Source organism: Cellulomonas sp. P5_C5, assembly GCF_054049655.1.
The window spans coordinates 1-23,642 of the sequence record NZ_JBFULY010000031.1 but is presented as its reverse complement, the minus strand read 5'-3'; the positions used below and the strand labels follow the sequence as shown (position 1 = coordinate 23,642).

At 71.9% G+C, this 23,642-nt stretch carries 25 protein-coding genes; 9 read left to right on the top strand and 16 right to left on the bottom strand.

The features are described 5' to 3' along the window. Window positions 1-5: 5 nt before the first annotated feature. The 6 genes from ACXJKF_RS18900 to ACXJKF_RS18875 all read right to left on the bottom strand — a co-directional run bounded on the left by ACXJKF_RS18900 (window position 6) and on the right by ACXJKF_RS18875 (window position 6,130). A complete protein-coding gene (locus tag ACXJKF_RS18900; protein ID WP_456789265.1) occupies window positions 6-992 on the bottom strand; it encodes an ANTAR domain-containing protein in 987 nt (328 codons plus the stop codon). Between the two features lie 141 nt (window positions 993-1,133). Next, window positions 1,134-1,478, bottom strand: coding sequence for a UBP-type zinc finger domain-containing protein (locus ACXJKF_RS18895; RefSeq protein ID WP_456789264.1), 345 nt, complete (start codon window positions 1,476-1,478; stop codon window positions 1,134-1,136). Further along, a complete protein-coding gene (locus tag ACXJKF_RS18890) occupies window positions 1,475-2,962 on the bottom strand; it encodes an ATP-binding protein (protein ID WP_456789263.1) in 1,488 nt (495 codons plus the stop codon). Before ACXJKF_RS18890 ends, ACXJKF_RS18895 begins: the two co-directional genes overlap by 4 nt. Beyond that, window positions 2,959-4,632 (bottom strand): FAD-dependent oxidoreductase, encoded by a 1,674-nt coding sequence (locus ACXJKF_RS18885; protein WP_456789262.1) that lies wholly within the window; start codon window positions 4,630-4,632, stop codon window positions 2,959-2,961. The genes ACXJKF_RS18890 and ACXJKF_RS18885 overlap by 4 nt, the downstream gene beginning before the upstream one ends. 35 nt (window positions 4,633-4,667) lie before the next feature. Beyond that, on the bottom strand, window positions 4,668-5,153 hold the full coding sequence (locus ACXJKF_RS18880; RefSeq protein ID WP_456789261.1) for a YbaK/EbsC family protein: 486 nt from the start codon (window positions 5,151-5,153) through the stop codon (window positions 4,668-4,670). Then, entirely contained in the window at window positions 5,150-6,130 is a 981-nt protein-coding gene (locus ACXJKF_RS18875) for a pirin family protein (protein WP_456789260.1), read from the bottom strand. Before ACXJKF_RS18875 ends, ACXJKF_RS18880 begins: the two co-directional genes overlap by 4 nt. 62 nt (window positions 6,131-6,192) lie before the next feature. Between ACXJKF_RS18875 and ACXJKF_RS18870 the strand changes: the two genes are divergently transcribed. Genes ACXJKF_RS18870 through ACXJKF_RS18860 form a run of 3 tightly spaced genes read left to right on the top strand, consistent with a single transcriptional unit; the run spans window position 6,193 to window position 7,624 of the window. Further along, window positions 6,193-6,669: an RNA polymerase sigma factor gene (locus ACXJKF_RS18870; RefSeq protein ID WP_456789259.1), complete on the top strand. Its 477-nt coding sequence runs from the start codon at window positions 6,193-6,195 to the stop codon at window positions 6,667-6,669. Continuing rightward, the gene (locus ACXJKF_RS18865; RefSeq protein WP_456789258.1) at window positions 6,666-7,262 is read left to right on the top strand and encodes a methylated-DNA--[protein]-cysteine S-methyltransferase; all 597 of its coding nucleotides are present in this window, start codon (window positions 6,666-6,668) and stop codon (window positions 7,260-7,262) included. The genes ACXJKF_RS18870 and ACXJKF_RS18865 overlap by 4 nt, the downstream gene beginning before the upstream one ends. Before the next feature lie 11 nt (window positions 7,263-7,273). Then, on the top strand, window positions 7,274-7,624 hold the full coding sequence (locus ACXJKF_RS18860; RefSeq protein ID WP_456789257.1) for a DUF2277 domain-containing protein: 351 nt from the start codon (window positions 7,274-7,276) through the stop codon (window positions 7,622-7,624). Here ACXJKF_RS18860 and ACXJKF_RS18855 read toward each other — a convergent pair. From ACXJKF_RS18855 to ACXJKF_RS18845, 3 genes are all read right to left on the bottom strand, one after another. Continuing rightward, window positions 7,621-7,884 carry a hypothetical protein gene (locus tag ACXJKF_RS18855; protein WP_456789256.1) on the bottom strand — a complete coding sequence of 88 codons (264 nt, stop codon included), beginning with the start codon at window positions 7,882-7,884 and terminating at the stop codon, window positions 7,621-7,623. The two genes, ACXJKF_RS18860 and ACXJKF_RS18855, sit on opposite strands and share 4 nt — an antisense overlap. 23 nt (window positions 7,885-7,907) lie before the next feature. After that, the gene (mqo, locus tag ACXJKF_RS18850) at window positions 7,908-9,392 is read right to left on the bottom strand and encodes a malate dehydrogenase (quinone) (RefSeq protein ID WP_456789255.1); all 1,485 of its coding nucleotides are present in this window, start codon (window positions 9,390-9,392) and stop codon (window positions 7,908-7,910) included. Between the two features lie 174 nt (window positions 9,393-9,566). Continuing rightward, window positions 9,567-12,365: a cellulose binding domain-containing protein gene (locus tag ACXJKF_RS18845; protein ID WP_456789254.1), complete on the bottom strand. Its 2,799-nt coding sequence runs from the start codon at window positions 12,363-12,365 to the stop codon at window positions 9,567-9,569. Window positions 12,366-12,586: 221 nt separating this feature from the next. Between ACXJKF_RS18845 and ACXJKF_RS18840 the strand changes: the two genes are divergently transcribed. Further along, window positions 12,587-12,793 carry a hypothetical protein gene (locus ACXJKF_RS18840; protein WP_456789253.1) on the top strand — a complete coding sequence of 69 codons (207 nt, stop codon included), beginning with the start codon at window positions 12,587-12,589 and terminating at the stop codon, window positions 12,791-12,793. Between the two features lie 26 nt (window positions 12,794-12,819). Here ACXJKF_RS18840 and ACXJKF_RS18835 read toward each other — a convergent pair whose 3' ends face one another. From ACXJKF_RS18835 to ligD (ACXJKF_RS18820), 4 genes are all read right to left on the bottom strand, one after another. After that, the gene (locus ACXJKF_RS18835) at window positions 12,820-14,052 is read right to left on the bottom strand and encodes an App1 family protein (RefSeq protein WP_456789252.1); all 1,233 of its coding nucleotides are present in this window, start codon (window positions 14,050-14,052) and stop codon (window positions 12,820-12,822) included. Then, window positions 14,049-14,609, bottom strand: coding sequence for a Dps family protein (locus ACXJKF_RS18830; RefSeq protein WP_456789251.1), 561 nt, complete (start codon window positions 14,607-14,609; stop codon window positions 14,049-14,051). The genes ACXJKF_RS18835 and ACXJKF_RS18830 overlap by 4 nt, the downstream gene beginning before the upstream one ends. A 90-nt stretch (window positions 14,610-14,699) precedes the next feature. Then, a complete protein-coding gene (gene ligD / locus ACXJKF_RS18825; protein WP_456789250.1) occupies window positions 14,700-15,578 on the bottom strand; it encodes a non-homologous end-joining DNA ligase in 879 nt (292 codons plus the stop codon). After that, the gene (gene ligD / locus ACXJKF_RS18820) at window positions 15,575-16,495 is read right to left on the bottom strand and encodes a non-homologous end-joining DNA ligase (protein WP_456789287.1); all 921 of its coding nucleotides are present in this window, start codon (window positions 16,493-16,495) and stop codon (window positions 15,575-15,577) included. Before ligD (ACXJKF_RS18820) ends, ligD (ACXJKF_RS18825) begins: the two co-directional genes overlap by 4 nt. A gap of 90 nt (window positions 16,496-16,585) precedes the next feature. Between ligD (ACXJKF_RS18820) and ku the strand changes: the two genes are divergently transcribed. The 4 genes from ku (at window position 16,586) to ACXJKF_RS18800 (ending at window position 19,445) form a co-directional block, all read left to right on the top strand. Then, entirely contained in the window at window positions 16,586-17,488 is a 903-nt protein-coding gene (ku, locus tag ACXJKF_RS18815) for a non-homologous end joining protein Ku (protein ID WP_456789249.1), read from the top strand. Continuing rightward, window positions 17,485-18,519 carry a PHP domain-containing protein gene (locus ACXJKF_RS18810; RefSeq protein ID WP_456789248.1) on the top strand — a complete coding sequence of 345 codons (1,035 nt, stop codon included), beginning with the start codon at window positions 17,485-17,487 and terminating at the stop codon, window positions 18,517-18,519. The genes ku and ACXJKF_RS18810 overlap by 4 nt, the downstream gene beginning before the upstream one ends. 146 nt (window positions 18,520-18,665) lie before the next feature. After that, window positions 18,666-18,947 carry an HU family DNA-binding protein gene (locus tag ACXJKF_RS18805; protein WP_055914607.1) on the top strand — a complete coding sequence of 94 codons (282 nt, stop codon included), beginning with the start codon at window positions 18,666-18,668 and terminating at the stop codon, window positions 18,945-18,947. Window positions 18,948-19,040: 93 nt separating this feature from the next. After that, a complete protein-coding gene (locus ACXJKF_RS18800; protein WP_056028532.1) occupies window positions 19,041-19,445 on the top strand; it encodes a Fur family transcriptional regulator in 405 nt (134 codons plus the stop codon). Between the two features lie 7 nt (window positions 19,446-19,452). Here ACXJKF_RS18800 and ACXJKF_RS18795 read toward each other — a convergent pair whose 3' ends face one another. After that, window positions 19,453-19,941 carry a DUF6328 family protein gene (locus ACXJKF_RS18795; RefSeq protein ID WP_456789247.1) on the bottom strand — a complete coding sequence of 163 codons (489 nt, stop codon included), beginning with the start codon at window positions 19,939-19,941 and terminating at the stop codon, window positions 19,453-19,455. Window positions 19,942-20,028: 87 nt separating this feature from the next. Between ACXJKF_RS18795 and ACXJKF_RS18790 the strand changes: the two genes are divergently transcribed. Further along, on the top strand, window positions 20,029-21,075 hold the full coding sequence (locus tag ACXJKF_RS18790) for a threonine aldolase family protein (RefSeq protein ID WP_456789246.1): 1,047 nt from the start codon (window positions 20,029-20,031) through the stop codon (window positions 21,073-21,075). A 40-nt stretch (window positions 21,076-21,115) separates the two neighbouring features. Here ACXJKF_RS18790 and ACXJKF_RS18785 read toward each other — a convergent pair whose 3' ends face one another. Beyond that, window positions 21,116-23,338: a cellulase family glycosylhydrolase gene (locus ACXJKF_RS18785; protein WP_456789245.1), complete on the bottom strand. Its 2,223-nt coding sequence runs from the start codon at window positions 23,336-23,338 to the stop codon at window positions 21,116-21,118. A gap of 91 nt (window positions 23,339-23,429) precedes the next feature. Next, a partial coding sequence (locus tag ACXJKF_RS18780) for a cellulose binding domain-containing protein (RefSeq protein WP_456789244.1) occupies window positions 23,430-23,642 on the bottom strand: 213 nt, incomplete at its 5' end.

Below are 23,642 nucleotides of genomic sequence, written 5' to 3'. Positions count from 1 at the left end.
CCTCCTCAGCTGGTCGGGGAGACCTGGTCCGCGGTCGCGCTGACGACGTCCAGGCCGTGCGCCCCCGCCAGTCCCATGCTGGTTCCGGGGGAGAGCACGATACGCATCCTCACACCTGCGGCCGCGCTCCGCCGGTGGGCGGCGCTCAGGGCCGAGACGCCGACGGATCCGAGATGGGTGACCTGGCGCAGGTCGACGACCATCGCGCCGACCTCGCGGGCCCTGATCATGAGCTGCGTGACCGCTGCCGTGAGCTCGTGCGCGGTCGCGAGGTCGACCGGGCCCTCGACCCGGACGACAGGCACGTCCCCGGACGTGTCGAAGGTGGTGTCGAGGCCGGGGGACGTGCGCGAGGTGGGCAGCTCCGGGACGCCGTCGGTGAGGCTCGCGAAGTAGAAGTCGTCGAGTCGCTGCCGCGTGTCCGAGCCGAGCCCGCCGCCCGCCTCGACAGCCGCCACGAGCCGTTCCGCGAGCGTCAGGAGCCGCACGTTGCGCTGCTGGGAGCCCCACCGGAGCAGCTCGAACGCGGCGTCGCTGTCGATCCCGTAGCCGAGCATCAAGGCACCCTTGGCCTGGTCGATGACCGCGTGCGAGCGCAGCGCCTGCGTGAGCTCCTCGTTGACCTGGTGCGCGACGGCGTCCCGCTGGGCGGCGGTGGTGTCGACGAGGAAGCCGGTGACGGTCCGGAGCGTGTCACCGTCGGCACCGCCGGCGCCCGTCAGGGTCACGAAGCGCTCCGCACCGGTCAGGTCCAGCAGCCGGTACTGGCAGCCGAACGGCTCACCGTCGACGCCGCACTGGCCGAGGGTGTCCAGGACGCGGCCGCGGTCCTCCGGGTGGATGTGCCGCGACACGATCGCAAGGGTCGGCACCACGTCTCCCGGGGACATGCCGTGGACCTCGAACATGCCGTCCGACCACCACCAGCGGCCGGTGGACGCCGTGTACTGGAAGCGACCGACCTGCGCGGGCCTGGGAAGGGGGGTGGGCACGACGTCCTCCGCGACGCCCCACGTGCGGGGGCGGGAGCTCTCGGTGGGCTCGTTGCTGAACCCGGTGGTGGGCGGGACGGACGCCCGCGTGATGCGACMCGCAGCGTATGTCAGGAAGTGGCCAGGGGCCTGCCGAGCCGGTCAGTGCAGACGGCGTCGCCAGTCGTCGGGGACGCGCCCGGCCGGGCCGGGCACGGTCTGCTCGAGGGGACGGTGCTCGGGGTCCGCGAGCGCGGGACCGTCCGCGTAGTCGTCGGTCGTGTAGTCCCAGAACCAGTCCTCGCCGGGCTCGAACGTGCGCATCACCGGGTGCCCGGTCTCGCGGAAGTGCGCGGTCGCGTGCTGCGACGGCGAGGTGTCGCAGCAGCCCACGTGCCCGCAGGTGGCGCAGCGGCGCAGGTGGAACCACCAGCCGTCGGTGGCGTCGCACTCGAGACAGCCGGTCCCGCTCGGCGGCACGGTCGGGTCGATGGCGGTCGAGGTCACGGGGTGGGTCCTTCCGTCGGGGTGTAGGGCAGGCGGACGAGGAAGCGCGTGTCGCCGGGCACGGAGGTGACAGTCAGGTCGCCGTGGTGCTTGCCGACGACGATCCGCCACGAGATGTCGAGCCCGAGGCCGGTCCCGGAGCCGACGGGCTTGGTGGTGAAGAACGGCTCGAAGATCCGGTCGACCACGCCGTCCGGGATGCCGGGCCCGGTGTCGGCGACCTCGACCTCCAGCCAGTCGTCGGCTCGCCGCGTCGTGAGGGTCAACGTGCCGTGGCCGTCCATCGCCTGTGCGGCGTTGTCGATGAGGTTGGTCCACACCTGGTTGAGCTCGGCGCCGAACACGTGGATGGGCGGCAGGGTGCGGTCGTAGTCCTTGACGACGGTGATGCCGTCACCGAGCTGTCGTTCGAGCATCGTGACCGTGCTGTCCAGGAGCTCGTGGATGTCGACGGTCTGGTCCGGTGCACGGCCGATCTGCGAGTACTGCTTGGCGGCGCCGACGAGGGCGGAGATCCGGCCGGTCGCGTCCTCGACCTCGTTCATGAGCGACTCGGTCTCCAGGGTGTACGCGAGCCACCGGACGGCGCCCTCCAGCACCTCCGGCCCCACGCACGACGCGACCATGTCGAGCCATCGCGTGTCGAGCCCGGCGGCGACGAAGCTCGGTGCGAGCTCCCAGCCGCCCGCGATGGCGTGGTCGTCCATCCACTCGCCCAGGGCGTCCTCGAGGTCGGAGACCTCCAGGGCGGTCGGGACCACCTCGGACGCGCGCGTGCGGGCGAGCGCGGCGACCGCCTTCTCTTGCAGGTGGATGATCTGCGCCAGCTGCTCGCGGTCGTACGGTCCGGACGCGATGATCGCGAGCTTGTGACGCATCCCCGCGACGCGCTCGCGCAGGGTCGCGGTCGCCCGGGTCGCGGCGGCCGCGGGGTTGTTCAGCTCGTGCGTCAGGCCGGCCGACAAGGACCCCAGCGCGAGCAGTCGCTCGCGCTGCCCGGTCGCCGCCTGCGAGCTCTGCTGGCCGAAGAACAGGCCCTCCAGCAGGTGGACCGCCATCGGGAACCAGTCGGTCATGAACGACGCGAAGTCGGCCGCGGCTAGCACGTAGTACCGGGACGGCTCCAGGACGCGCAGCGTCTGCGAATAGGTCTGCGGCACGCGGTCGCCCAGGTAGGCCGCCCACGCGCCGGCGTAGACACCGGTCTGGCCCGTCCGGGCGATCTCGACGTCGTCGGCGCCGACCCGGCGGTACAGCGCCAGCGAGCCGGAGAGCAGCACGTAGAAGTCCGTCGCCGGATCCCCCTCGCGGTACAGGACCCCTGCCTCGACGTGCTCGACGTGCCCGTGCGAGCACAGCCACAGCAGCTGCTCGTCGCTCAGGTGCTCGAACAGGAAGAGGCTGCGCAGCTCGTCGATGTCGCACGCGAGGTGCCGGCGGATCGTCGCCGCCAGCGGTGCTGTCGTCGGTTCGGTGGTGGTCACAGCTGCTCCAGGTAGCGGTGGACGAGCATCACGGCCATGGCGCCCTCGCCCACGGCGGACGCCACACGCTTGGCGGACTCGGCGCGCACGTCGCCGGCCGCGAACACCCCGGGGACGCTCGTCTCCAGGTGGTACGGAGGTCGGTCGAGCGGCCACGAGTCGGGCACCTTGCCCTCGACCAGCAGGTCGTGACCGGCACACACGAACCCGTGGTCGTCGCGGGTCACGGTGCCGTCCAGCCACGTGGTCAGGGGTGCGGCCCCGATGAACACGAACAACCAGCCGGTGTCCACGGATTCCTGCTCGCCCGTGACGGTGTCCCGCAGCACGATCCGTTCGAGGTGGTCGTCCCCGACGGCCTCGACCACCTCGCTGTGCGTGCGGACGCGGATGCGGTCGTTCTGCTCGACCTGCGCGATCAGGTAGCGCGACATCGACTGGTCCAGCGATCCCGCGCGCACCACCAGCGTCACGCTCTTCGCGTGCCGGGACAGGTACATCGCGGCCTGCCCCGCGGAGTTGGCGCCGCCGACGACGTAGATGTCCTGGTCCTCGCACGCCGTCGCCTCGGTGAGGGCGGAGCCGTAGTAGACCCCGCGCCCGGTGAGCTCGCCGATCCCCGGTCCGGCGAGCTCGCGGTAGGCGACGCCGCTGGCGACGATCACGGTGTGCGCGTCGACCGTGCTGCCGTCGTCGAACCGCACCGATCGCGCCGCGCCGCGCACCTCGAGCGCGACGGCGTCCCGGGTCATGACGATCTCCGCACCGAACTTCAGGGCCTGCCGACGGGCGCGCTCGGTCAGCTGGGCGCCGGAGACACCGTCGGGGAAGCCGAGGTAGTTCTCGATGCGCGAGCTCTGCCCGGCCTGCCCGCCCGTCGCGGTCCGCTCGACCAGCGCGGTGCGCAGCCCCTCCGAGGCGCCGTACAGCGCGGCGCTGAGCCCCGCCGGGCCGCCACCGATCACGACCAGGTCGTAGAAGCGTTCCGACGGGCTCACCGACAGGCCGACCTGCTCGGCCAGCTGACCGTCGGTGGGCGCGACGAGCACCTCACCCTGCGTCGTGACCACCACGGGCAGCGTCGTGTCGTCGGCGCCGGCGACGTCGAGCAGGACGCGGCCCTCGGGGCTGTCGCTGGCGTACCAGCGGTACGGCACCTGGTTGCGCGCCAGGAACTCCCGGACCTCCGACGACCGAGCGGACCACCGGTGCCCGACCACCTTCGTCTCGTGCACGGCCTTCGGCGGGTGTGCCGTCCAGGCCTCCAGCTGCGCGTCGAGCACCGGGTAGAACTTCTCCTCCGGGGGGTCCCACGGCTTGAGCAGGTAGTGGTCGAGGTCGACGACGTTCACCGCGTCGATCGCGACGTCCGTGTCGGCGTACGCGGTGAGCAGCACGCGCCTGGCCTGCGGGTAGATGTCCATCGCCTGCTCGAGGAACTCGATGCCGGTCATCTGGGGCATCCGGTGGTCGGCGAGCAGCACGGCCACCGGGTCACCGCGCAGCCGGAGCTCACGCAGCGCGTCCAGGGCGAGCGGGCCCGAGTCGGCGCGGACCACGCGGTACGCGTCGCCGTAGCGTCGGCGCAGGTCCCGGGCCACCGACCGGGACACCGCGGGGTCGTCGTCGACCGTCAGCAGCACCGGCTTGCGGGTGGACGTGTCCTCCACGTCGTCTCCTCTCTCCGTCAGTCGTCTCTGTCGGCTCAGTCGCCGACGACGAGCGCGGACCCGCCGGTGATCCGGACCAGCTCGTCGAACGTCGTCGGGAAGATCGTGTGCGGGGTCCCGCCCGCCGCCCAGACCTGCGGGTAGTCGGCGAGCGCCACGTCGACCACGGTCTCGACCCGCTGCGGGTGCCCGAGCGGTGCCACGCCGCCGATCGCCTGGCCGGTGGCGGCCCGGACCTGCTCGGGTGTCGCGCGTCCGACGTGCGTGCGCCCCAGCTGTCGCGCCAGCGCCACGGTGTCCACGCGGTGCCGCCCGCTGGTCAGCACGAGGAGCGGACGGTCGTCGGCCCAGAAGATCAGGCTGTTCGCGATCGCCCCGACCTCCGTGCCGAGCGCGGCCGCGGCCTCGGCCGCCGTCCGCGCGGAGTCGGGCAGCTCGACCACCTCGCCGAGGACCCCGGCGTCGGTGAGCGCGGCGGCGACGACCTGCGAGCGGGCCGGCAGGTGGGAGAGGTCGGTCACGAGGGCTCCTTCGGGGTGCGGGGCAGGCGGCGGCGCGGCTGGAGGCGGATGTTCGGCAGGTCGGGGGCGGGGATGCGGGACCCGTCGTGGCCGGCGACGACCCCGAAGCGGTCGGCGCGCGCGTCGGACTCCCAGTCGGCGCGCGCCCGGGCGATGTCGGCGTGCGTGCGGCCGACGAAGTTCCACCACATGACGAGGTCGTGGGCGAACGGCGCTCCGCCGAGCAGGAGGAGGCGCGCGCCGTCGAGCGACCGGACCCGCAGGTGGTCACGCCCGTCGCCGAGGTAGAGGAGCCCGCTGGTGGTGTGCGGCGTGCCGGCGACCTCCGCGCTCCCACCCAGGAGCAGCACGGCGTGCTCGAAGCCGCGCACCAGCGGGATCTCGATGTCCGCGTGCGCGTCGAGCACGACCTCGGCGCCGAGCAGCGGCGTGTGCACGTGCGCCGGTGACCAGGTCCCGTCGAGGTCGCCGATGAACACCGTCGCCCGCGCCCGCGGCGCCTCCCACACGGGCAGGTCGCTCACCTGCTCGAACCCGGCCGCGCCCTCGGCCACCCCGTCGGGCAGCGCCACCCAGAGCTGGACGGCGTGCAGCAGGGGCTCGGTGCCCAGCGAGAACTCCGAGTGGGACACCCCGTGCCCCGCGGTCATGAGGTTGAGCTGCCCGGGCCGCACGACCGCCTCGGAGCCGACGCTGTCCCGGTGCAGGATCTCGCCGGCCACGGGCCAGGTCACCGTCTGCAGGCCGGTGTGCGGGTGGGGGAGCACCCGCATGTCCACGTGCTGCGGCCCGAACTCGTCGAGGAAGCACCAGGCGCCGACCAGCGGCAGGGCACGTTGGGGGAGCGTCCGCCGCACCCGCATGGCCCGCACCCCGCCCAGCGGCACGTCCCGGGCCTCGTGCAGCTCGACCACGGGCCCGTGGGACGGGACGAGGTCGCACAGCTCCGGAACCGGCCGCACCTCGAGGTTCGTCATCGGGCCACTGTAGGAGCCGGACCTCACACCCGGCAGGCCTGGTGCGTCTGCACACTGTGATGGTGAAGGAACCCTTCGAGCGTGTCGTCGTCCAGCACGGCGCCACCGTCCTGCGCGTGTGCCGCGCGGTGGTCGGACCGGTCGACGCCGACGACGCGTGGTCGGAGACGTTCCTCGCGGCCCTGCGCGCCTACCCGGACCTGCCGTCCGACGCGAACGTCGAGGCGTGGCTCGTGACGATCGCGCACCGCAAGGCGATCGACGTCGTGCGCCGTGCCGCCCGGCACGCGGTGCCCGTCGCCGAGGTCCCGGACCGGGTGCTCCCGCCGCAGGGACGGGACCTCGACCTGTGGGCCGCGATCGCCGCACTGCCCACGAAGCAGCGGCAGGTGGTCGCGTACCACCACCTCGGCGGGCTGCCCTACGACGACGTCGCCGCCCTCGTCGGCGGCACGGCCGCCGCCGCGCGCCGCGCCGCGTCGGACGGCGTCGCCACCCTGCGACGGACCTATCCCGCGATCGACCAGGAGGAGTCATGACGTACGTCCCCGACGTCGCCGACGCCGATCTCCGGCGCCTGCACGCACACCTCGTCTCGCGCGCCGCGACGGACGGTCTCCTCGACGTCGCCTACCGGACGGTGGACAGCCCGGTGGGCTCGCTGCTCCTCGCACGCACGCCCTCCGGCCTGGTCCGGGTGGCGTTCGGCGTGCAGGACCACGACGCCGTACTCACGACGCTCGCGCAGCAGGTCAGCCCGCGGGTGCTCGAGGCGCCCGGACAGCTCGACGACGTCGCCCGCGAGCTCGACGAGTACTTCGCCGGCCGGCGGACCGCCTTCGACCTGCCGCTCGACCTGCGGCTGCTGCGCGGCTTCCGCCGTGACGTCGTCCTGCACCTGCCCGACATCGCGTACGGGCACACCGCCAGCTACGCGCAGATGGCGGGGCTCGCGGGCAGCCCGCGTGCGGTCCGGGCGGTCGGCACCGCGTGCGCTCTCAACCCCTTGCCGGTCGTGCTGCCGTGCCACCGCGTGGTGCGCTCGGACGGCACACCGGGGCAGTACGCGGGCGGTGCGGCGGCCAAGCTGACCCTCCTGGACCTCGAGACGCGTGTCGGCGTGGCGGCGTAACGTCGGGGAGCATGTGCAGGAACATCACCACGCTCCGAGGGCTCGAGCCGCCCGCCACCTCGGAGGAGATCGAGGCCGCCGCGCGGCAGTACGTCCGCAAGGTCACCGGGGTGCAGTCGCTCAGCGACGCGACGCGTGAGCCCTTCGAGGACGCCGTGCGGCAGGTCGCGGAGATCACCGCGCGCCTGCTCGACGAGCTGCCGGCGCGACGCCAGCCGCCGACCACGGTGCCGCCGCTGCGTCGCGCCGACGTCCAGGCCCGGATCGCCGCGCGCGAGGCGCACGAGCGGGCGCACGAGCTCGGGCTGCCCCACGAGCACGAGGACGACGACGACCACGTGCACGAGCCCGCCCGGGTCTAGAGCGGCCAGGCCACCAGGCGCGGGATGCCGTCGGGTGCGACGGCGGCGAGCGCGAGGAACCGCGCCTCGGCCCGGTGCAGCCGGATGTGCTCGTCGAGGGACCACGTCGGTCCGTTGGTGAGGTCCATGCCGCACGCGCACGCGATGCTGACGCGCCCGTCCGCGGTGGTCGTGACCTGGCCGACGGTCGTGTGCTCGGTGGCCGCGCGGACCTTGGCGTGGCGCATCTCGGCGCTCACGGCTTCCACGGGGTCGCTCATGCCCCCATGATCGCGCAGGTCGGTCAGCGGTCCGACCCGACCTGCTCGTCGTCCACCAGCTGCTCGAGCTCGAACGACTCGTCCCACTCGCCGCCGCCCAGGCTCGGCATCATCGCGCGCAGCTGCTGCTGCCAGCCGTCGATGCGCTCGGGGAAGCACCGCTCCAGCAGGTCGAGCATGGTCGCGACCGCCGTCGACGCACCCGGGGAGGCACCCAGCAGGCCGGCGATGGTGCCGTCCGCCGCGGTGACGAGCTCGGTGCCGAACTCCAGCACCCCGCCCTTCGCCTTGTCCTTCTTGATCACCTGGACACGCTGCCCGGCGGTCACGAGCTCCCAGTCGCGCGGGTGCGCGGTCGGCATGAACGCCCGCAGGGTGCGGAGGCGATCCGTGTCCGTCGCGGTGACCTCACCGACGAGGTACTTGACCAGGTCCAGGTTCCGCACGCCGACGGCGAGCATCGGGACGAGGTTGCCGGGCCGGATGGAGCGGATCAGGTCCGTCCACGAACCGTGCTTGAGGAACTTCATGCTCCAGCCCGCGTAGGGGCCGAACAGCAGCGCCGTCCCGCCGTCGACCACGCGGGTGTCCAGGTGCGGCACGGACATCGGGGGAGCGCCGATGTCGGCCTTCCCGTAGACCTTGGCCTGGTGCTGCGCGACGATCCGCGGGTTCGTGGTCTTGAGGAACTGGCCGCTGATCGGGAAGCCGCCGAAGCCCTTGGCCTCGGGGATGCCGGAGCTCTGCAGGAGCGGGAGGGCGCCGCCACCGGCGCCGACGAACACGAACCGCGCGTGGACCTTGCGGCTGCGCACGTGCCCGTTCCAGCGGCGGTCGGCCACCCGCAGCGACCAGGTGCCGTCCTTCTTCTGGCGGAGCCTCGTGATCTCGCTCTCGAGGTGCAGCCGCGCTCCACGCTCGACGGCGTCGCCGATCATCGCGCGCGTCAGGCGACCGAAGTCGACGTCCGTGCCTGCGGCGGCACGCGTCGCGGCGACCACCTCGTCCGGGTCGCGGTCGTCGACGAGCAGGGGAGCCCACTGCGCGATCTGCGCCGGGTCGGTGCTGAACTCCAGGTCGGAGAACAGGGGGTGCCGGCGCAGGGTCTCGTAGCGACGGCGCAGGTAGTCGGCGTTCTCGGCACCGCGCACGAAGGTCATGTGCGGGGTGGTCGAGAGGAAGCCGTCGCCGCCTGGGAGGCGGTCGTGCGTGGCCAGGTGGTGCCAGAGCTCGCGCGACAGCTCGAACTGCTCGTTGATCGTCACGGCCTTGGCGATGTCGATCGAGCCGTCGGCCCGCTCGGGCGTGTAGTTGAGCTCGCAGAGGGCCGCGTGACCGGTGCCCGCGTTGTTCCAGGCGTTCGAGCTCTCCTGCGCCAGCTCGGCGCGGCGTTCGTGGATCTCGACGGTCCACGTGGGCTCGAGGGTGGTGATGAGCGCGGCAAGCGTGGCGCTCATGATCCCGCCCCCGACGAGGACGACGTCGACAGTCTCTTCGCGTTCTGGCACGAGATCGATCGTATGTTGACGTCGAGATACCTCCAGTCCTGGGATGTGTGACGTTGCGCACGCTGACGCACCAGGGGCACGGAAAAGGCCCGACCTGCCGCGGGGTCGGTGCGGCAGGTCGGGCCGGTGCGGGGCGGGCGGCGGGTCCGTGTCACACGCCGGCCACCCCGCGGCTCATGAGGTGGAGCAGGTCCTGCCGTCGAGCATGAACACCCCCGGCTTCGGGTTCGTCCCGGTGTGGGACCCGTTGAAGCCGAGCTCCACGCTGCCACCGGGCTGGATCGTCCCGTTCCACGGGGCGTTGGTCACCACGACCGACGACCCCGTCTGGGTGTAGGCGCCCGACCAGAGGTTGGTGACCTTCTGACCGGCCGTGAATCCGAAGCTGAGCGACCAGCCGTTCCGCACCACCGAGGTCCCGTTCGTGATCTTCACCGACGCGGTGAAGCCGGTGTTCCAGTCGTTCGTCGTGTAGCGCACCGAGCAGTACCCGGGTTCTGACGTCGGCGTCGACGTGGGGGTCGGCGTCGACGTCGCGGTGGGCGTCGGCGTCGATGTGGGCGTGGGTGTGGGTGTGGGCGTCGTCGTCGCGGTGGGCGTCGGCGTCGGCGTGGGGGTCGTGGTCGGTGTCGCCGTCGGCGACGTCGTCGGGTCGGTGCCGGTGAGGTTGCCGACGATCACGCCGCGCCCGTTCGTGCCCACGTAGACCCGGCCGTAGACGTCCGGGTCGCCGATGACGACCGAACCCGTCCAGCCCCACTGGTGCTTGTCGTCGTTGAGCCGGACCCAGCTGGCCCCGGCGTCGATCGACCGGAAGATCCCCCGGACGCCGTTGATCTTCGACGAGGTGTAGATCGCCGGGTAGGACGCCCCCGGTGCCGCCTTGCCGAAGCCGATCGCGTCGCCCTCGTTCACCGCAGCGAWCTTGGTGAACGTGGCGCCCGAGTCGGTCGAGTGCCACATGCCGTAGGTCGAGCTCGTCGTCCCGCCCGTGAGCCAGATGTCACCCTCACGTCCCGGCACAGCGGCGAACCGCACGTTGCCGGTCGCCGGCAGGCCCGTCGCCGACGACGCCGTGAACGTGGCGCCACCGTCGGTCGAGGTGGAGAAGGTGCCAGCGGAGAACGCGTAGAACTTCGACGGGTTGACCCGGTCCGACTCGACGCGTGCACCGGTCGCGGCGCCCGTGGACCTGGTCCAGCTGGAGCCGAGCGTCGACGACGTGTGCACGCCGGCGCCGTCCGCGCTCCAGACGATCCGGCTGCCGTCGGCGCTCACGGCCACGTTGCCGCCGCCGGTGACGCCGGACGGCTCCTGACCGGCCCACCACGAGCTGCCGCTCGAGGTCGAGACGCTGATGTGCGAGCTGCCGGCGTCGCCGGAGCCGACGCGGACCATGGTGGCCGGCGCCTTCTCCGCGAAGTCGGTGCCGTTGACCGAGCCCATGAACGGGGCGCTCGCCGAGTACGCCGACGGCGCCTTGGTGATGTCGGTGTGCACGAAGCCGCCGATGTCACCGAGGCCGGAGACCAGCTGGACCGATCCCGGAGGGGCGGCCAGGTCGAGCACGGCCGTCTCCTCGAGCCCCTGCGCCTTGACGCCGATCGCGACCTTGCCGCCGGTGTCCCAGGCGGTGAGGTTGGAGCCGCCGTAGATCGTGGCGCCCGTGCCGTACAGGAACGAGTCGGAGTCGAACGGGTCGATCTCGAAGGACTCCGTCATCCAGCCCAGCTTCGGGCTGGGCTCCGGCGGGGCGGGCTGCTTGCCGAACGTGAGCCAGCCCGACCCGGAGATGTCCAGCGTGTACCGCAGCGTGCGGTCGGGATAGCCGTTCCAGTCCCAGATCCGGGACCAGGTGGCACCGCGGTCCCTGGACCGGAAGACCTGGATGTCGGGGAACCAGGAGATCTGGGTGACCGCCATGATCGTGTCGGGGTCCTTGCGGTCGATCGTCAGGCCGCTGTACCCGAAGTAGTTGTCGGTGCTGGACGACGGGACGGGGCTGATCTGCGTCCAGACGCCGGTCGCCGCGTCGAGCCGCCAAAGGTCGCCGTGACCGCCGTCGTAGGGGCCGCCGGTGTCGCTCGTCGAGATGTAGAGCTGCTTGCCGACGGAGTCGAACACGCCCTTGTGGGCGATGTACCCGGTGGGCTGGCCGGCGATCCGCGACCAGGTGACGCCTGCGTCGGTCGACCTGTAGACCGTGTTCTCCTTGTCGGCCACGCCGACGTAGATCGTCTTGGTGGGTGACCCCTTGGTCCCGCTGGTCGGGTCGAACGTCACCCACACCACGCCCTGGTTGGTGGTGAGGTACCCGTTGGGGTCGCTCGGGTCCTGCGCGTAGTTGCCGACGTTGGTGAAGCTGGAGACCTTGCCCCAGGTGACACCGGAGTCGGTGCTGCGCCACAGGCCGTTGCCGCCCTCGGTGCCGAAGTACAGGACGCGGTTGTCGTTGGGGTCGATCTGCAGGCGCTCACCCATCCCGCGGCCGGGCATGTTGCCGCCGACCTTGAACGGCAGGGTCGTCCTGGACCACGTGGCACCGCGGTCCGACGACCGCAGGATCGCACCGTTGTTCGGGTCCCAGCTGTTCGTGTACATCCCGACGGCGGCGTACACCTTGTCGGGGTTCACCGGGTCGGTGGCCATCGACAGGACGCCGTTGTGGCCCCAGTCGTCCCAGCCGACGTGGTCGAGCAGCGGGATCCAGCGCTTGGTGGTCTTGTCGAGCCGGTACGCGCCACCGATGTCGGTGCGTGCGTAGACCAGGCCCTTCTCGGACTGGTTGTAGATGATGCCGKGGACGAAGCCGCCGCCGACGATCTCGACGTTGCCCCAGGAGTAGGGGGCGTCGGCGGCGTGGGCGGGCTCCTGGCCGGCGATGGCGACGAGTGCGCCGGCGACCAGGGCGCCGGCGGCGGCGAGCGCCGCGATCCGGGCCGGTGCGCGGGGAACGAGCGAGAGGGCGGACATCCGCGGCACTCCTTCGTGAAGGCGGTGAGGGCTCTCGGCGGCACTGCCGGGAGTCCCAGGGGATCGACGCTGGCGACGACCGCCGCGACCGTATCGAAGCGCTTCGAACGTGCAGCAGGGCGCGAATCGTTTAGCCCGCCCAGCAACGCTGCGACGGGACTCGATCGACCAGGTGCTGGTCCGCGCGTGCACGTCCGGTCGGCGCGGGGTAGAACCGGACCATGAGCCGCGACCGCGACCTGACGTCCGACCCGTCCGCCGAGCACCTCGCCGACCGCGAGCGCGCGCAGGCCGAGCTCGATGCCGCCGACGCGCGGTCCGGGGGCAACCCCGACCACGCCCCGCGCTCCCTCCACGCGGTCGAGCTCCAAGCCGACGACGAGGCCATCGCCAGCAGCGACGACTGGGACGACCCCGAGCGTCTTTAGGCGAGGGTCTGGGGTGCGGTGCGTCTCTAGGAGAGGGTGAGGCCCTCCGCGCGGACGTCGCGCAGCAGCTCCTGGCCGTCGGCTCCCTGCAGGACGGGGATGCCGTCGGGCCGGTGCGCAGCCTGCCGCTCCGCCCGGACGGAGTCGACGGTCGGCATGGGCACCCCGTGCGCGAGCACGTGCTCACCGAAGGTCAGCTGCCGGATGAGGATCGCCCGGACGTGGTCGCCGAAGCGCTGTGCCGCGCCCGCGTAGATCTGCGGGTCGCGCTGCCCGTCGTCACCGACCAGGACCCACTGGACGTCCGGCAGCTCGTGGAAGAGCCGACGCAGCTGGGTCACCTTGTGCGCGGGCCCGCTGCGGAACCAGCCGCTGTTGGTCGGTCCCCAGTCCGTGAGCAGGAGGGGTCCCGCCGGGTACCGGTGCCGGCGCAGGAAGCGCGCCAGCGTGGGCGCCGCGTTCCAGGCGCCGGTCGACAGGTAGACCACCGGAACGTCCTGGTCACCGGCGCGCAGCTCGGCGTACAGCCGCGCCATCCCGGGTACGGCCTCGCGCGCGTTCTCGTGCCGCATGAACACGTTCCACGCGGCGACGAAGGGGCGGGGGAGACGCGTCACCATGACGGTGTCGTCGATGTCGCTGACGATGCCGTACCGGACGTCAGGACCGATCACGTGCACCGGCGCGGTCGCCGTGGCGCCGTCGCTCGTCGTGAACCGCACGTCGTGCCACCCCGGCGCCAGGTCGGACTCGAGGATCGTGTCGACGTAGCCGCCGCGGTCGGTCACGACGTGGTGCGTCCGATCGCCGACCTGCACCTCGAGCTCGGCGCCCGACACCTGGGCGGTCGCGAAGCTGCGCCAGCCGCGCAGTGCGCTGGCCGAGCGCGAGCCCGCCTGGGCACTGCCGCCGGCGCCCGGCAGCTCGTCGTCACGGACCTGCGGTGCGGCGAGCAGGGTGCGCGCCAGGACCCGCACCCAGCCCGTGGCGCCGTAGCCCGCGTACGGCTCGATCCGCACGGTCCAGCCCCGGCGGCGCAGCTGATGGGCCACCGCGCGGTCGAAGCCGTTCTCCAGGTGCGCGGCCAGGTGCGTCCTCGGCACGGACGACGCGGGGTTGGTCGACGCGGACGACGGGCCACCCGGCCGCGCGGTACGGAGCACCGGCCCGCCGCCGGACGAGCCGACGACGGGCCGGGCGCTGGGGGACCCGCGCCTGGTGCTGGAGGGCCCGCGCCTGGTGCTGGAGGGAACGGTCACGCGTTGTCCTTCGCCGACGCCTTCCGAGCCGCGGTCTTCTCGGTCTGCGCGTTGCCGGTGGTGAGCACGCCGCCCGCCGACTCCAGGTGAGCGCGGACGAACCAGTGGAACAGCTCGAGCTCGTGCAGGTGGCCGACCAGCAGGTCGTTGGTGACGTCGTCGATCTCCTCGACGTCCTTCGCCGCCTTGCGGTGGTCCTCGATGACGCCGACGTAGACGACGTCGAGCGCGCCGAGGTGCGCGATCGCGCTGTCCCGACCGATCGAGTAGTCCTCCCAGGTGCGGTTCTTGACCAGCTCGCCCGGCGTGCCGACGGKGGCGACCCCGAGCGTGGCGATGCGCTCGGCGATCGCGTCGACCATCAGCCGGACGGCGTCGACCTGCGGGTCGAGCATCTCGTGCACGGCGATGAAGTGCGGTCCGACGACGTTCCAGTGGATGTGCTTCAGTGTCAGCGCCAGGTCGTTCAGAGCGTCCAGCCGCGTCTGGAGGACGGCGGCGACGTCGGCACCCTCCTGGAGGGTGAKGGACGGGACGGTGTACTTCGGCAGCGCCATGACGGCTCCTTCGGGTGCAGTCTGTCGGGTTGTCTTCCCGGCTCGCGACCACGCTGCCAAAGGTGGACCCACCCCGCCATCCGAGCGGCGTCAGCCGAACGGATCTCCGCGCTCGGCGTAACGCGCGGCCACCTCGTCGGGACCCAGCTGGGTCAGCCCTGGCCCGATCTCGTCCCACCAGCGCGGCGCGGCGACGTGCGGCGCGTCCCGGCCGCGCAGCGAGTACGGGGTGATCGTCGTCTTGGACGGGTGGTTCTGCGACCAGTCGATGAGCACCTTCCCGCCACGCAGGTCCTTCTTCATGATGGCGACCACCTGGCCCGGGTGCGCGGCGGCGATCTCGTAGGCGATGTCCCGCGCGTACTGCCGGATCTCCATGACCGTCTGGCTGCCCGACAGCGGCGCGTACAGCTGCATGCCCTTGCTGCCGGAGGTGACGGGCACGGTGGTGTCGAGCCCGTCCTCGCGCAGCCGGTCCGCGACGAGGTGCGCCACCGCGGCACACTCCTTGAGCCCGGCCGGTGCGCCGGGGTCCAGGTCGACCACCAGGCGGTCGGGCCTGTGGATCTTGCCGCGCGGCCCGACCCGCCACTGCGGCGTGTGCAGCTCGAGCGCCCCCTGGTTCGCCGCCCACACCAGCCCCGCGAGGTCGTCGAGGAACGGCAGCTCCAGCTCGGCTCCCTCGTCCTCGGCGCCGGGGGCGGCCCGGAGCGTCTGCCGGCGGACCCAGTCCGGGGCGCCGCGGGGCGTGTTCTTCTCGAAGAACTTCTCGCCGCCCACACCGTCGGGCCACCGGATCCGGGTCACGGGCCGGTCGCGCAGCTGGTGGAGCAGCGCCGGGGCCACCTGGACGAGGTAGTTCATGACCTCGGCCTTGGTCATCCCCGTCGAGGGGTACATGACCTTCTCGAGGTGGCTGACCCGGACCTGGCGACCCTCGACGTCGACCATCTGGCGTTCTGGCGTCACGGCTGCTCCCACGGGTCGGCGTCGGTGTCGGTGCGGACGGCCCGCACGACCGGCTGGCGGAGCCGGCCGGTCGGGTTGCGGGCGAGGTACAGCGTGTCGACGACGACGGTCGGCTCGACCCAGCGGGTCCCGCGGGCGTCGACGGGCGGCACCTCGTCGTCGAACGGGGAGTCGGCACGCGGTACCAGCAGCTTCTGCAGGTCGGTGGCGCGCCGGCCGGTCAGCCCGCTGCCGGCCCGGCCGAGGTAGCGCAGGGCACCGTCGGCGTCGCGTGCGCCGAACAGCACCGCACCCATCCGGCCCGAGCCGTTCGTCTCCTCGCGCCAGCCACCGACCAGCGCGGCGCGCGTGCGGCGGTGCGGGGCCTTGACCCAGTCGGGTGAACGTCGGCCCGCGACGTACGGCGACGACCGGCGCTTGGCGACGACGCCCTCGAGGCCGAGCTGCTTGGTGACCTCCCACAGCTCCTGGCCGTCGGGGTACACGGGGGAGAGCTCCACCCGGTCGGGCAGCTCGAGCCGGGACAGCGTCTCGCGGCGCTCGTCGTAGGTGCTCCGCGTGACGTCGACGCCGTACAGCCGGAGCACGTCGAACACGAGGAACGTCACCGGGCGCTTCGCGGCGAGCGCCTCTGCTCGGCGGGGATCACGTACGTGCATGCGCTCGGCCAGGGCCGTGAACGACGGGATCCCGTCGGCCATCAGCACGATCTCCCCGTCGAGCACCGCGCCCTGGACGGTCTCCAGGCCGCGCAGCTCGGGGTACGCCGCGGTGATCTCCCGTTCGTTGCGGCTCCACAGCCGCAGGCGGCCCGAGGTGGTGTCCGCGAGCGCGCGCACGCCGTCCCACTTCACCTCGTAGGCCCACTCCGGGCCGCGCGGGAGCTCCGCCGGACCGGTCGCAGGGGTGGCGAGCATGGGCTCCACGGGTCCATCCTGCCCATAGGAAGCCGCGCAGGCGCGGCTTGGTATCGACACGCCCACAGCCATCGAGGACAGGACACGGCCATGCGAGCGATCTGGAAGGGCGCGGTCGCCTTCGGGCTGGTCAACGTCCCGGTGCGGCTCTACTCGGCGACCGGGGAGCACGAGGTCACGCTGCACCAGGTGCACAAGGAGGACGGCGGGCGCATCCGGTACCGCAAGTTCTGCAGCATCGACGGCGAGCCGGTCGAGATGTCGGACATCGCCAAGGGCTACGAGACGGACGACGGCGAGCTCGTGGTGCTCACCGACGAGGACTTCAAGTCGCTGCCGCTGTCCACCGAGCGCGAGATCGAGGTGCTCGAGTTCGTGCCGGTGGACCAGGTGGACCCGATCCTGCTGCAGAAGACCTACTACCTGGAGCCGGAGAAGACCGCCGCGAAGCCGTACGCGCTGCTCCGCGGTGCGCTGGAGCAGGCGGATCGCGTGGCCGTGGTGAAGGTCGCCCTGCGGCAGCGCGAGTCCATGGCGATCCTGCGGGTGCGGGACAACGTCATCGTCATGCAGACGCTGCTGTGGCCCGACGAGGTGCGCGCCGCCGACTTCCCGGTGCTGGACGAGGACGTCTCCGTGCGCCCGCAGGAGCTCGCGATGGCCGCGTCGCTGGTGGACTCGCTCGCGGCGGACTTCGACCCGTCGCAGTACGAGGACCGGTACGCGGCTGCGCTGGAGCAGCTCATCGAGGCCAAGGTGTCCTCGGGCAGCACCCGGGCGGTCCCGGTGCCGGTCGGCGAGGAGGGTGCGGGCGATGGCGGGGGAGACGTCGTGGACCTGCTGGCGGCCCTGCAGCGCAGCGTCGAGAAGGCGCGCGGTGCGCGGGGTGAGGAGCCCGAGCCCGAGGAGAAGCCGAAGCCGAAGGCCAAGGCGAAGAAGAAGGCCGACGAGGACGAGCCGACCCCGCGCAAGACGCGTCGCAAGGCGTCGTGAGCGGCTCGTCCGCCGACCGGCAGGCCGACGCTGTCGCGGCCCTGCGTCGCATCGCCTTCCTGCTGGAGCGCGCCCAGGCGAGCCCGTACCGCAGCGAGGCGTTCCGCGGAGCGGCGCGCAGCATCGAGCGGCAGGCGCCCGACCGGCTGGCCGCGCTGGCGGCCTCGGGGTCGCTCGCGGACCTGCCGGCGGTCGGGGCGCGCACGGCGGACGTGGTGGCCCACGTGCTGCGAGGCAAGCCGGTCGAGTACCTCGACGAGCTCGAGCGCGAGCACGCGACGTCTCTCGACCCGGCCGCGGCCGCGCTGCGGGAGCGGCTCCGCGGCGACCTGCACTCGCACACCGAGGCGTCCGACGGGAAGACACCGATCCAGGAGATGGTCCTGGCCGCCCTCGAGCTGGGGCACGAGTACCTCGCGATCACGGACCACTCGCCCCGGCTGACCGTGGCCAACGGGTTGTCCGCGTCGCGGCTGCGCGCCCAGCTGGACCAGGTCAGGGCGCTGAACGGCGCCGTCGGACCGTTCCGGGTGCTCACCGGGATCGAGGTCGACATCCTTGATGACGGCGGGCTCGACCAGGACCCGGACCTGCTGGACCAGCTCGACGTCGTGGTCGCGTCGGTGCACTCGAAGCTGCGCATGGAGTCGGGGCCGATGACCCGCCGGATGATCGCCGCGGTGAGCAACCCGCGCACCGACGTCCTCGGGCACTGCACCGGTCGGCAGATCAAGGGCAAGAGCCGACCGCAGAGCGAGTTCGACGCGCGCGCGGTGTTCGACGCCTGCGCCGAGCACGGTGTCGCGGTGGAGATCAACTGCCGCCCCGACCGTCTGGACCCCCCGCACGAGCTGCTGGCGATCGCGATCGAGGCCGGCTGCGACTTCTCCATCGACACCGACGCCCACGCGCCCGGTCAGCTGGACTGGCTCGGGGCCGGCTGCGCGCGGGCCGCGGAGCACGACCTGGACCCCGCGCGGGTCATCACGACGTGGCCGGTGGAGGACCTCCTGGCGCGAACGCACAGGTGACGCGACACGCCCGATGCACGGATTCCTGCGGTAGTCGGGTTAGTGTCAGCCGATCGTCCCCGTTGCTCGTGGCTACTGCTGCGCGCCCCGGGGAACGGCCCGGTAGTGGGCCTGCATGTCCGAGTGAACACAGAGGAGCACATCCAGTGAGCGTGAACCGCACCGAGCTCGTCCAGGCCGTCGCGGCCAAGACCGGCCTGACCAACACCGACGCGGACAAGGCCCTCAAGGCCTTCCAGGAGGTCCTCGTCGAGAACCTCGCCGCCGGCGAGGCCGTCACGATCCCGGGTTTCCTGGCCGTGGCACGCGCCGAGCGTGGTGCTCGCACCGGCATCAACCCCCAGACGGGCGAGAAGCTGGAGATCCCCGCGGGCTACCGCGTGAAGCTCACCGCCGGCAGCGCCCTCAAGCGCGCCGTCCAGGGCTGACCTCAGCACCCTCGACCGGGCCCTCGATCCTCCGGGATCGAGGGCCCGGTCGCGTTATAGTGGGAACCAGTCTCAGGAAGGATGGTCGGCGCGATGGTCGTGGTCCCCCGTCAGACACGGCAGCGTGCCGAGATCCTCGACCTGCTCGAGGACGTCGACGAGTTCCGCAGCGCCCAGCAGCTGCACGAGATGCTCCGGGCCCGCGGGTCCAGCGTCGGTCTGGCCACCGTGTACCGGGCCGTGCAGAGCCTGTCGGAGCACGGTGACGTCGACGTCCTGCGCACCGAGGACGGCGAGTCGGTCTACCGCCGCTGCGAGCAGCGCAGCCACCACCACCACCTGGTCTGCCGCAGCTGCGGCCGCACGGTCGAGATCGAGGCCGGGCAGGCCGAGGCGTGGGCCGCGCAGGTCGGCGCCGCGCACGGGTTCGACGACGTCGACCACACGATCGAGCTCGTCGGCACCTGCGCGACCTGCCGGGCGGCCGCCGCGTCCTGACGTCCGGTCAGTCCCTGGCGCGCCTCGCGATGAGCCGGGGGACCAGCCACCACGACACGAACAGCAGCACGAGCGACGCGATCCCGACGGCGCGGCCCGCGTCGCGCGACAGCACGACGTCGAAGATCAGCATCGCGCTGCCTGCCATGACGAGGGCGAGCACCAGAAGACCTGCCCGAGCGAACCGGCCTCCGGCGGTGACCAGCTCGGGCTTGAGCCGCCGGCCGAACAGGATGCGGTGCAGGCTCACGGGCGCGACGAACAGCGCGGTCGCCAGCACCGCGAGGACGACGAGCACCAGGTACAGGTCCTTCTGGTAGGCGTCGAGGTCCGTGAACCGCTGCTGGAACGGGATCGTCAGCAGGAAGCCGGTGAGGATCTGCGTGCCCGTCTGGGTCACGCGGAGCTCCTGGAGCAGCTCGTTCCAGTTCCGGTCGGCCCGCTCGTTGTGGGTCTCGTCCCGGCCGTCGTCCGGGTTGGCGTCGTGCTTGTGCACGGTGGTCCTCCTCGTGGTCTGCACGGATCATGCCGCACCCGCCCGTCGTGCGCAGGCGGACGCGTGTCGTCGTAGAGACTGGTCCCCGTGACCCGACTGCACGATGCCGACCGCCGCGACTTCGCCTCCGACAACTACGCGGGGGTGCACCCCGAGGTGCTCGCCGCGATCGCCGAGGCCAACGGCGGCCACCAGACCGCGTACGGCGAGGACGTCTACACCTCGCGGCTCCACGAGGTGGTCGCCCAGCACTTCGGCGACCAGGCCACGGTGTTCCCCGTGTTCAACGGCACGGGCGCCAACGTGCTGTCGCTGCAGTCCGTCCTGCCGCGCTGGGGGGCGGTGGTCTGCGCCGACACCGCGCACATCCACACCGACGAGAACGGGGCCCCGGAGCGGATGGGCGGCATCAAGCTGCTGACCGTGCCGACGCCCGACGGCAAGCTGACTCCCGACCTCGTCGCGACGCAGACGTGGGGGTTCGGCGACGAGCACCGGGCGCAGCCGGGCGTCGTGTCGATCACCCAGTCGACCGAGCTGGGCACGCTGTACACGCCCGACGAGGTGCGCGCGCTGGCCGACCAGGCGCACGAGCACGGGCTGCGGCTGCACCTCGACGGCGCCCGCATCTCGAACGCGGCCGCGAGCCTCGACGTGCCGCTGCGCGCGTTCACCACCGACGCYGGCGTCGACATCCTGTCGCTCGGTGGCACCAAGAACGGCCTGCTGTACGGCGAGGCGGTCGTGGTGCTCGACCCCACGGCTGACGGCGGCCTGACCTACCTGCGCAAGATGGACATGCAGCTCGCCTCGAAGATGCGCTTCGTCTCGGCGCAGCTCGTCGCGCTGTACGAGGGGGACCTGTGGCTGCGGTCCGCGCAGCACGCCAACGCGATGGCCGCGCGGCTGCGCGCGGGCATCGAGCACCTGCCGGGCGTGCAGGTGACCCGTCCGACGCAGGCCAACGGCATCTTCGTGATCTTCCCGCCCGGTGTCGCGGACGTCCTGCGCCGACGGTGGCGGTTCTACGACTGGRTCGTGGAGACCGGCGAGGTGCGGCTGATGTGCTCGTTCGACACCACGGACGCGGACATCGACGAGCTGGTCGCCGCGGTCGCCGACGCCGTGAGCTGACCCGCGGGGGCCCGCATCCGGACCCCCGCGAGCCGTGCCCTCACTTCACCGTGCAGGCCGCCCCGTTCACCGTGAACGCGGTCGGTGCCGTGTTCGTGCCGGTGTGCGTGCCGTTGAACCCGATCTCGGTGCTGGCTCCGGGAGCCAGCGTCGAGTTCCACGCCACCCCTGTCGCCGTGACCGACGAGCCCGTCTGCGACCAGGTGGCGCTCCAGCCCTGCGTCACCTTCTGGCCGTTCGCGTACGTGAACGCCAGCATCCAGCCCGCCAGCGGCGCGGTGCCGGTGTTGGTGATCTTCACGGAGCCCGTGAAGCCGGTGCTCCAGCTGTTCGCGGTGTAGGTGACCGCGCACGAGCCGGTGGCCACGTCAGGAGCCGTGTAGGCGGTCAGTGCCGTGGACGCGGCCGACCGGTTGCCCGCGACGTCCTTCGCCACGACCGTGAACACGTACGAGGTCCCGGCAGCGAGACCCGTGGCCGTGTAGCTCGGCGTCGTGCTGCTGCCGACGAGCGTGCCGGCGCGGTAGACGTCGTACCCGGCGACGCCCGAGCCGCCGGAGTTGTCGGTCGACGCGGTCCACCGCAGCGGGATGGACGTCGTGGAGCCAGTACCGGCCTCGAGCCCTGTCGGGACGCTCGGTGCGACCGTGTCGCCACCCGTGACGACGGCGGTGCGTGCGGTGACGGCAGTGGACGCCGCGGACACGTTGCCGGCCACGTCCTTGGCGCGCACCGTGAACGAGTAGGCGGTGTCGGGGGACAGGCCGCTCACGGTCAGGCTCGTCGACGTCGTGCTCCCGACGAGCGTGGTGCCCTGGTAGACCTGGTAGCCGGCGACGCCGGACCCGCTGTCGGTCGACGCCGACCAGGTGAGCGGGATGCTCGTGGTCGACGGTGTCCCTGCCGCGAGGTTCGCGGGCGTCGTCGGCGCGGTGGTGTCACCGGTCTGCCCGCCGACGTCCGAGACGGACTTGCCCGTGGTGCTGCCGACGCCACCCAGCGGGACTGCGTGGTCGAGGCCGACGAACTTGCCGCCGTCCTGCCACAGCGACGGCTTGAGCAGCGCGTACTTGGGCTCGTCCCAGGTGGTCCAGTCGTAGTTGAGCAGGCCGCCGGTGTCGCCGGAGTTCGGGTTGAGCACCCAGAACGTGTGGCTCAGGCGACGGTCGACGATGAGGTCACGGATCGCGACCATCCACTTCTCGTTGCGTCCGCCGTCCATGAAGCCGCCCCACTCGCCGATGAGCAGCGGTGCGATGTTCTCCTTGTGCAGGTACAGCCAGTTCGGGTCCCACACGTCGCGCTCGAGCGTCGAACGGTCCCAGGTGCCCTGGAACCACTTCTGCTCGAACACGAGCGGGCCGTAGTCGTGGGGGGAGTAGACGAGCTGGTCCTGGTTCGAGCCGAGGTTGATCGGGAAGTCTCGGACCCCGCGCAGGTTCCCGCCCCACCACGTGCCGTAGTAGTCCGTCAGACCGGTCGAGGTCCACGGGACGCCCGGCTTCGGGTAGACCTCGATGCCCTCGACGAAGATCAGCCAGTTCGGGTTGATGGCCAGGATCTTGCGGCCGGCCGTCTCGGCGAAGTGCTTGAAGTTGTCCTTGTCCGTCGAGCCGTCCCACTTGGCGCGCTCGGTGGAGCCCTGCGTGCCGTGCGGCTCGTTCTTGACGTCCGCGCCGACGATCGTGTCGTTGCTCTTGTAGCGCTCCGCCACCCACTCCCAGCCGGCGTAGACGTCCTCGGTGGTGATGGACCCCTTCCACCACACGGGGTAGACGTGGCCGGAGTTGTCGGCCTCCGCGCTGTGCACGTCGAGGAAGACCTTGATGCCGTACTTCTCGCAGAGGGTCAGCCAGTAGTCGAAGATCTGGAGGCTGTTCTTCCCCTCGAGCTCGGGATTGGCGTACGTGTTGACGTTCGGCTTCAGGAACGTCCCCGCCTTCCACTCCAGCAGCAGCTGCGTGGAKATCGGCACCCGGACGGTGTTGATGCCGCGGTCGGCCATGCTCTTGGTGATCGTCGTGATGTTGGCGGACCAGAGGCCGTGGAAGACGCGCTCGCTCGCGTTGAACCCGAACCAGTTGGCGCCCGTCAGCAGCACCTCCTTGCCGGACTCGTCGACGATCTTGTTCCCGGAGACGTGGAGCCAGTCGTCACCGGCAGCGGCGCTGGCGGGCACGGCTCCGATCACGAGGGGCGCGGCCAGAGCGGCTGTCGCGGCGACGCTCGTCGCGAGGATGCGTAGGCGGTGGGTGGGGGACACGGTTCTCCTCGGTGCTGAAGGGTTTCGGTAGGTCCTGTCATGCAGAGCGGGGGCCCTCCGCTGGAGGACCCCCGCTCGTCATGCCGCTAGATCACGCGGTGGTGCAGGCAGCACCGTTGAGGGTGAATGCCGTGGGCGCGTTGTTCGTGCCCGTGTGCGACCCGTTGAAGCCGATGTCGGTCGACTGGCCGGCACCGAGGGTGCCGTTCCAGGCGGCGTTCTTGGCCGTGACTGCGGTGCCGGACTGSGWCCAGTCGGCGCTCCAGCCCTGGGTGACCTTCTGGCCGTTGGCGAAGGAGAAGCC

Excerpts from the sequence above, each read along its gene's own strand:
- ACXJKF_RS18875 (WP_456789260.1), bottom strand. The coding sequence starts at position 6,130 with ATGACGAACCTCGAGGTGCGGCCGGTTCCGGAGCTGTGCGACCTCGTC.
- ACXJKF_RS18865 (WP_456789258.1), top strand. The coding sequence starts at position 6,666 with ATGACGTACGTCCCCGACGTCGCCGACGCCGATCTCCGGCGCCTGCAC.
- ACXJKF_RS18860 (WP_456789257.1), top strand. The coding sequence starts at position 7,274 with ATGTGCAGGAACATCACCACGCTCCGAGGGCTCGAGCCGCCCGCCACC.
- ACXJKF_RS18855 (WP_456789256.1), bottom strand. The coding sequence starts at position 7,884 with ATGAGCGACCCCGTGGAAGCCGTGAGCGCCGAGATGCGCCACGCCAAG.
- ACXJKF_RS18840 (WP_456789253.1), top strand. The coding sequence starts at position 12,587 with ATGAGCCGCGACCGCGACCTGACGTCCGACCCGTCCGCCGAGCACCTC.
- ligD (WP_456789287.1), bottom strand. The coding sequence starts at position 16,495 with ATGCTCGCCACCCCTGCGACCGGTCCGGCGGAGCTCCCGCGCGGCCCG.
- ku (WP_456789249.1), top strand. The coding sequence starts at position 16,586 with ATGCGAGCGATCTGGAAGGGCGCGGTCGCCTTCGGGCTGGTCAACGTC.
- ACXJKF_RS18800 (WP_056028532.1), top strand. The coding sequence starts at position 19,041 with ATGGTCGTGGTCCCCCGTCAGACACGGCAGCGTGCCGAGATCCTCGAC.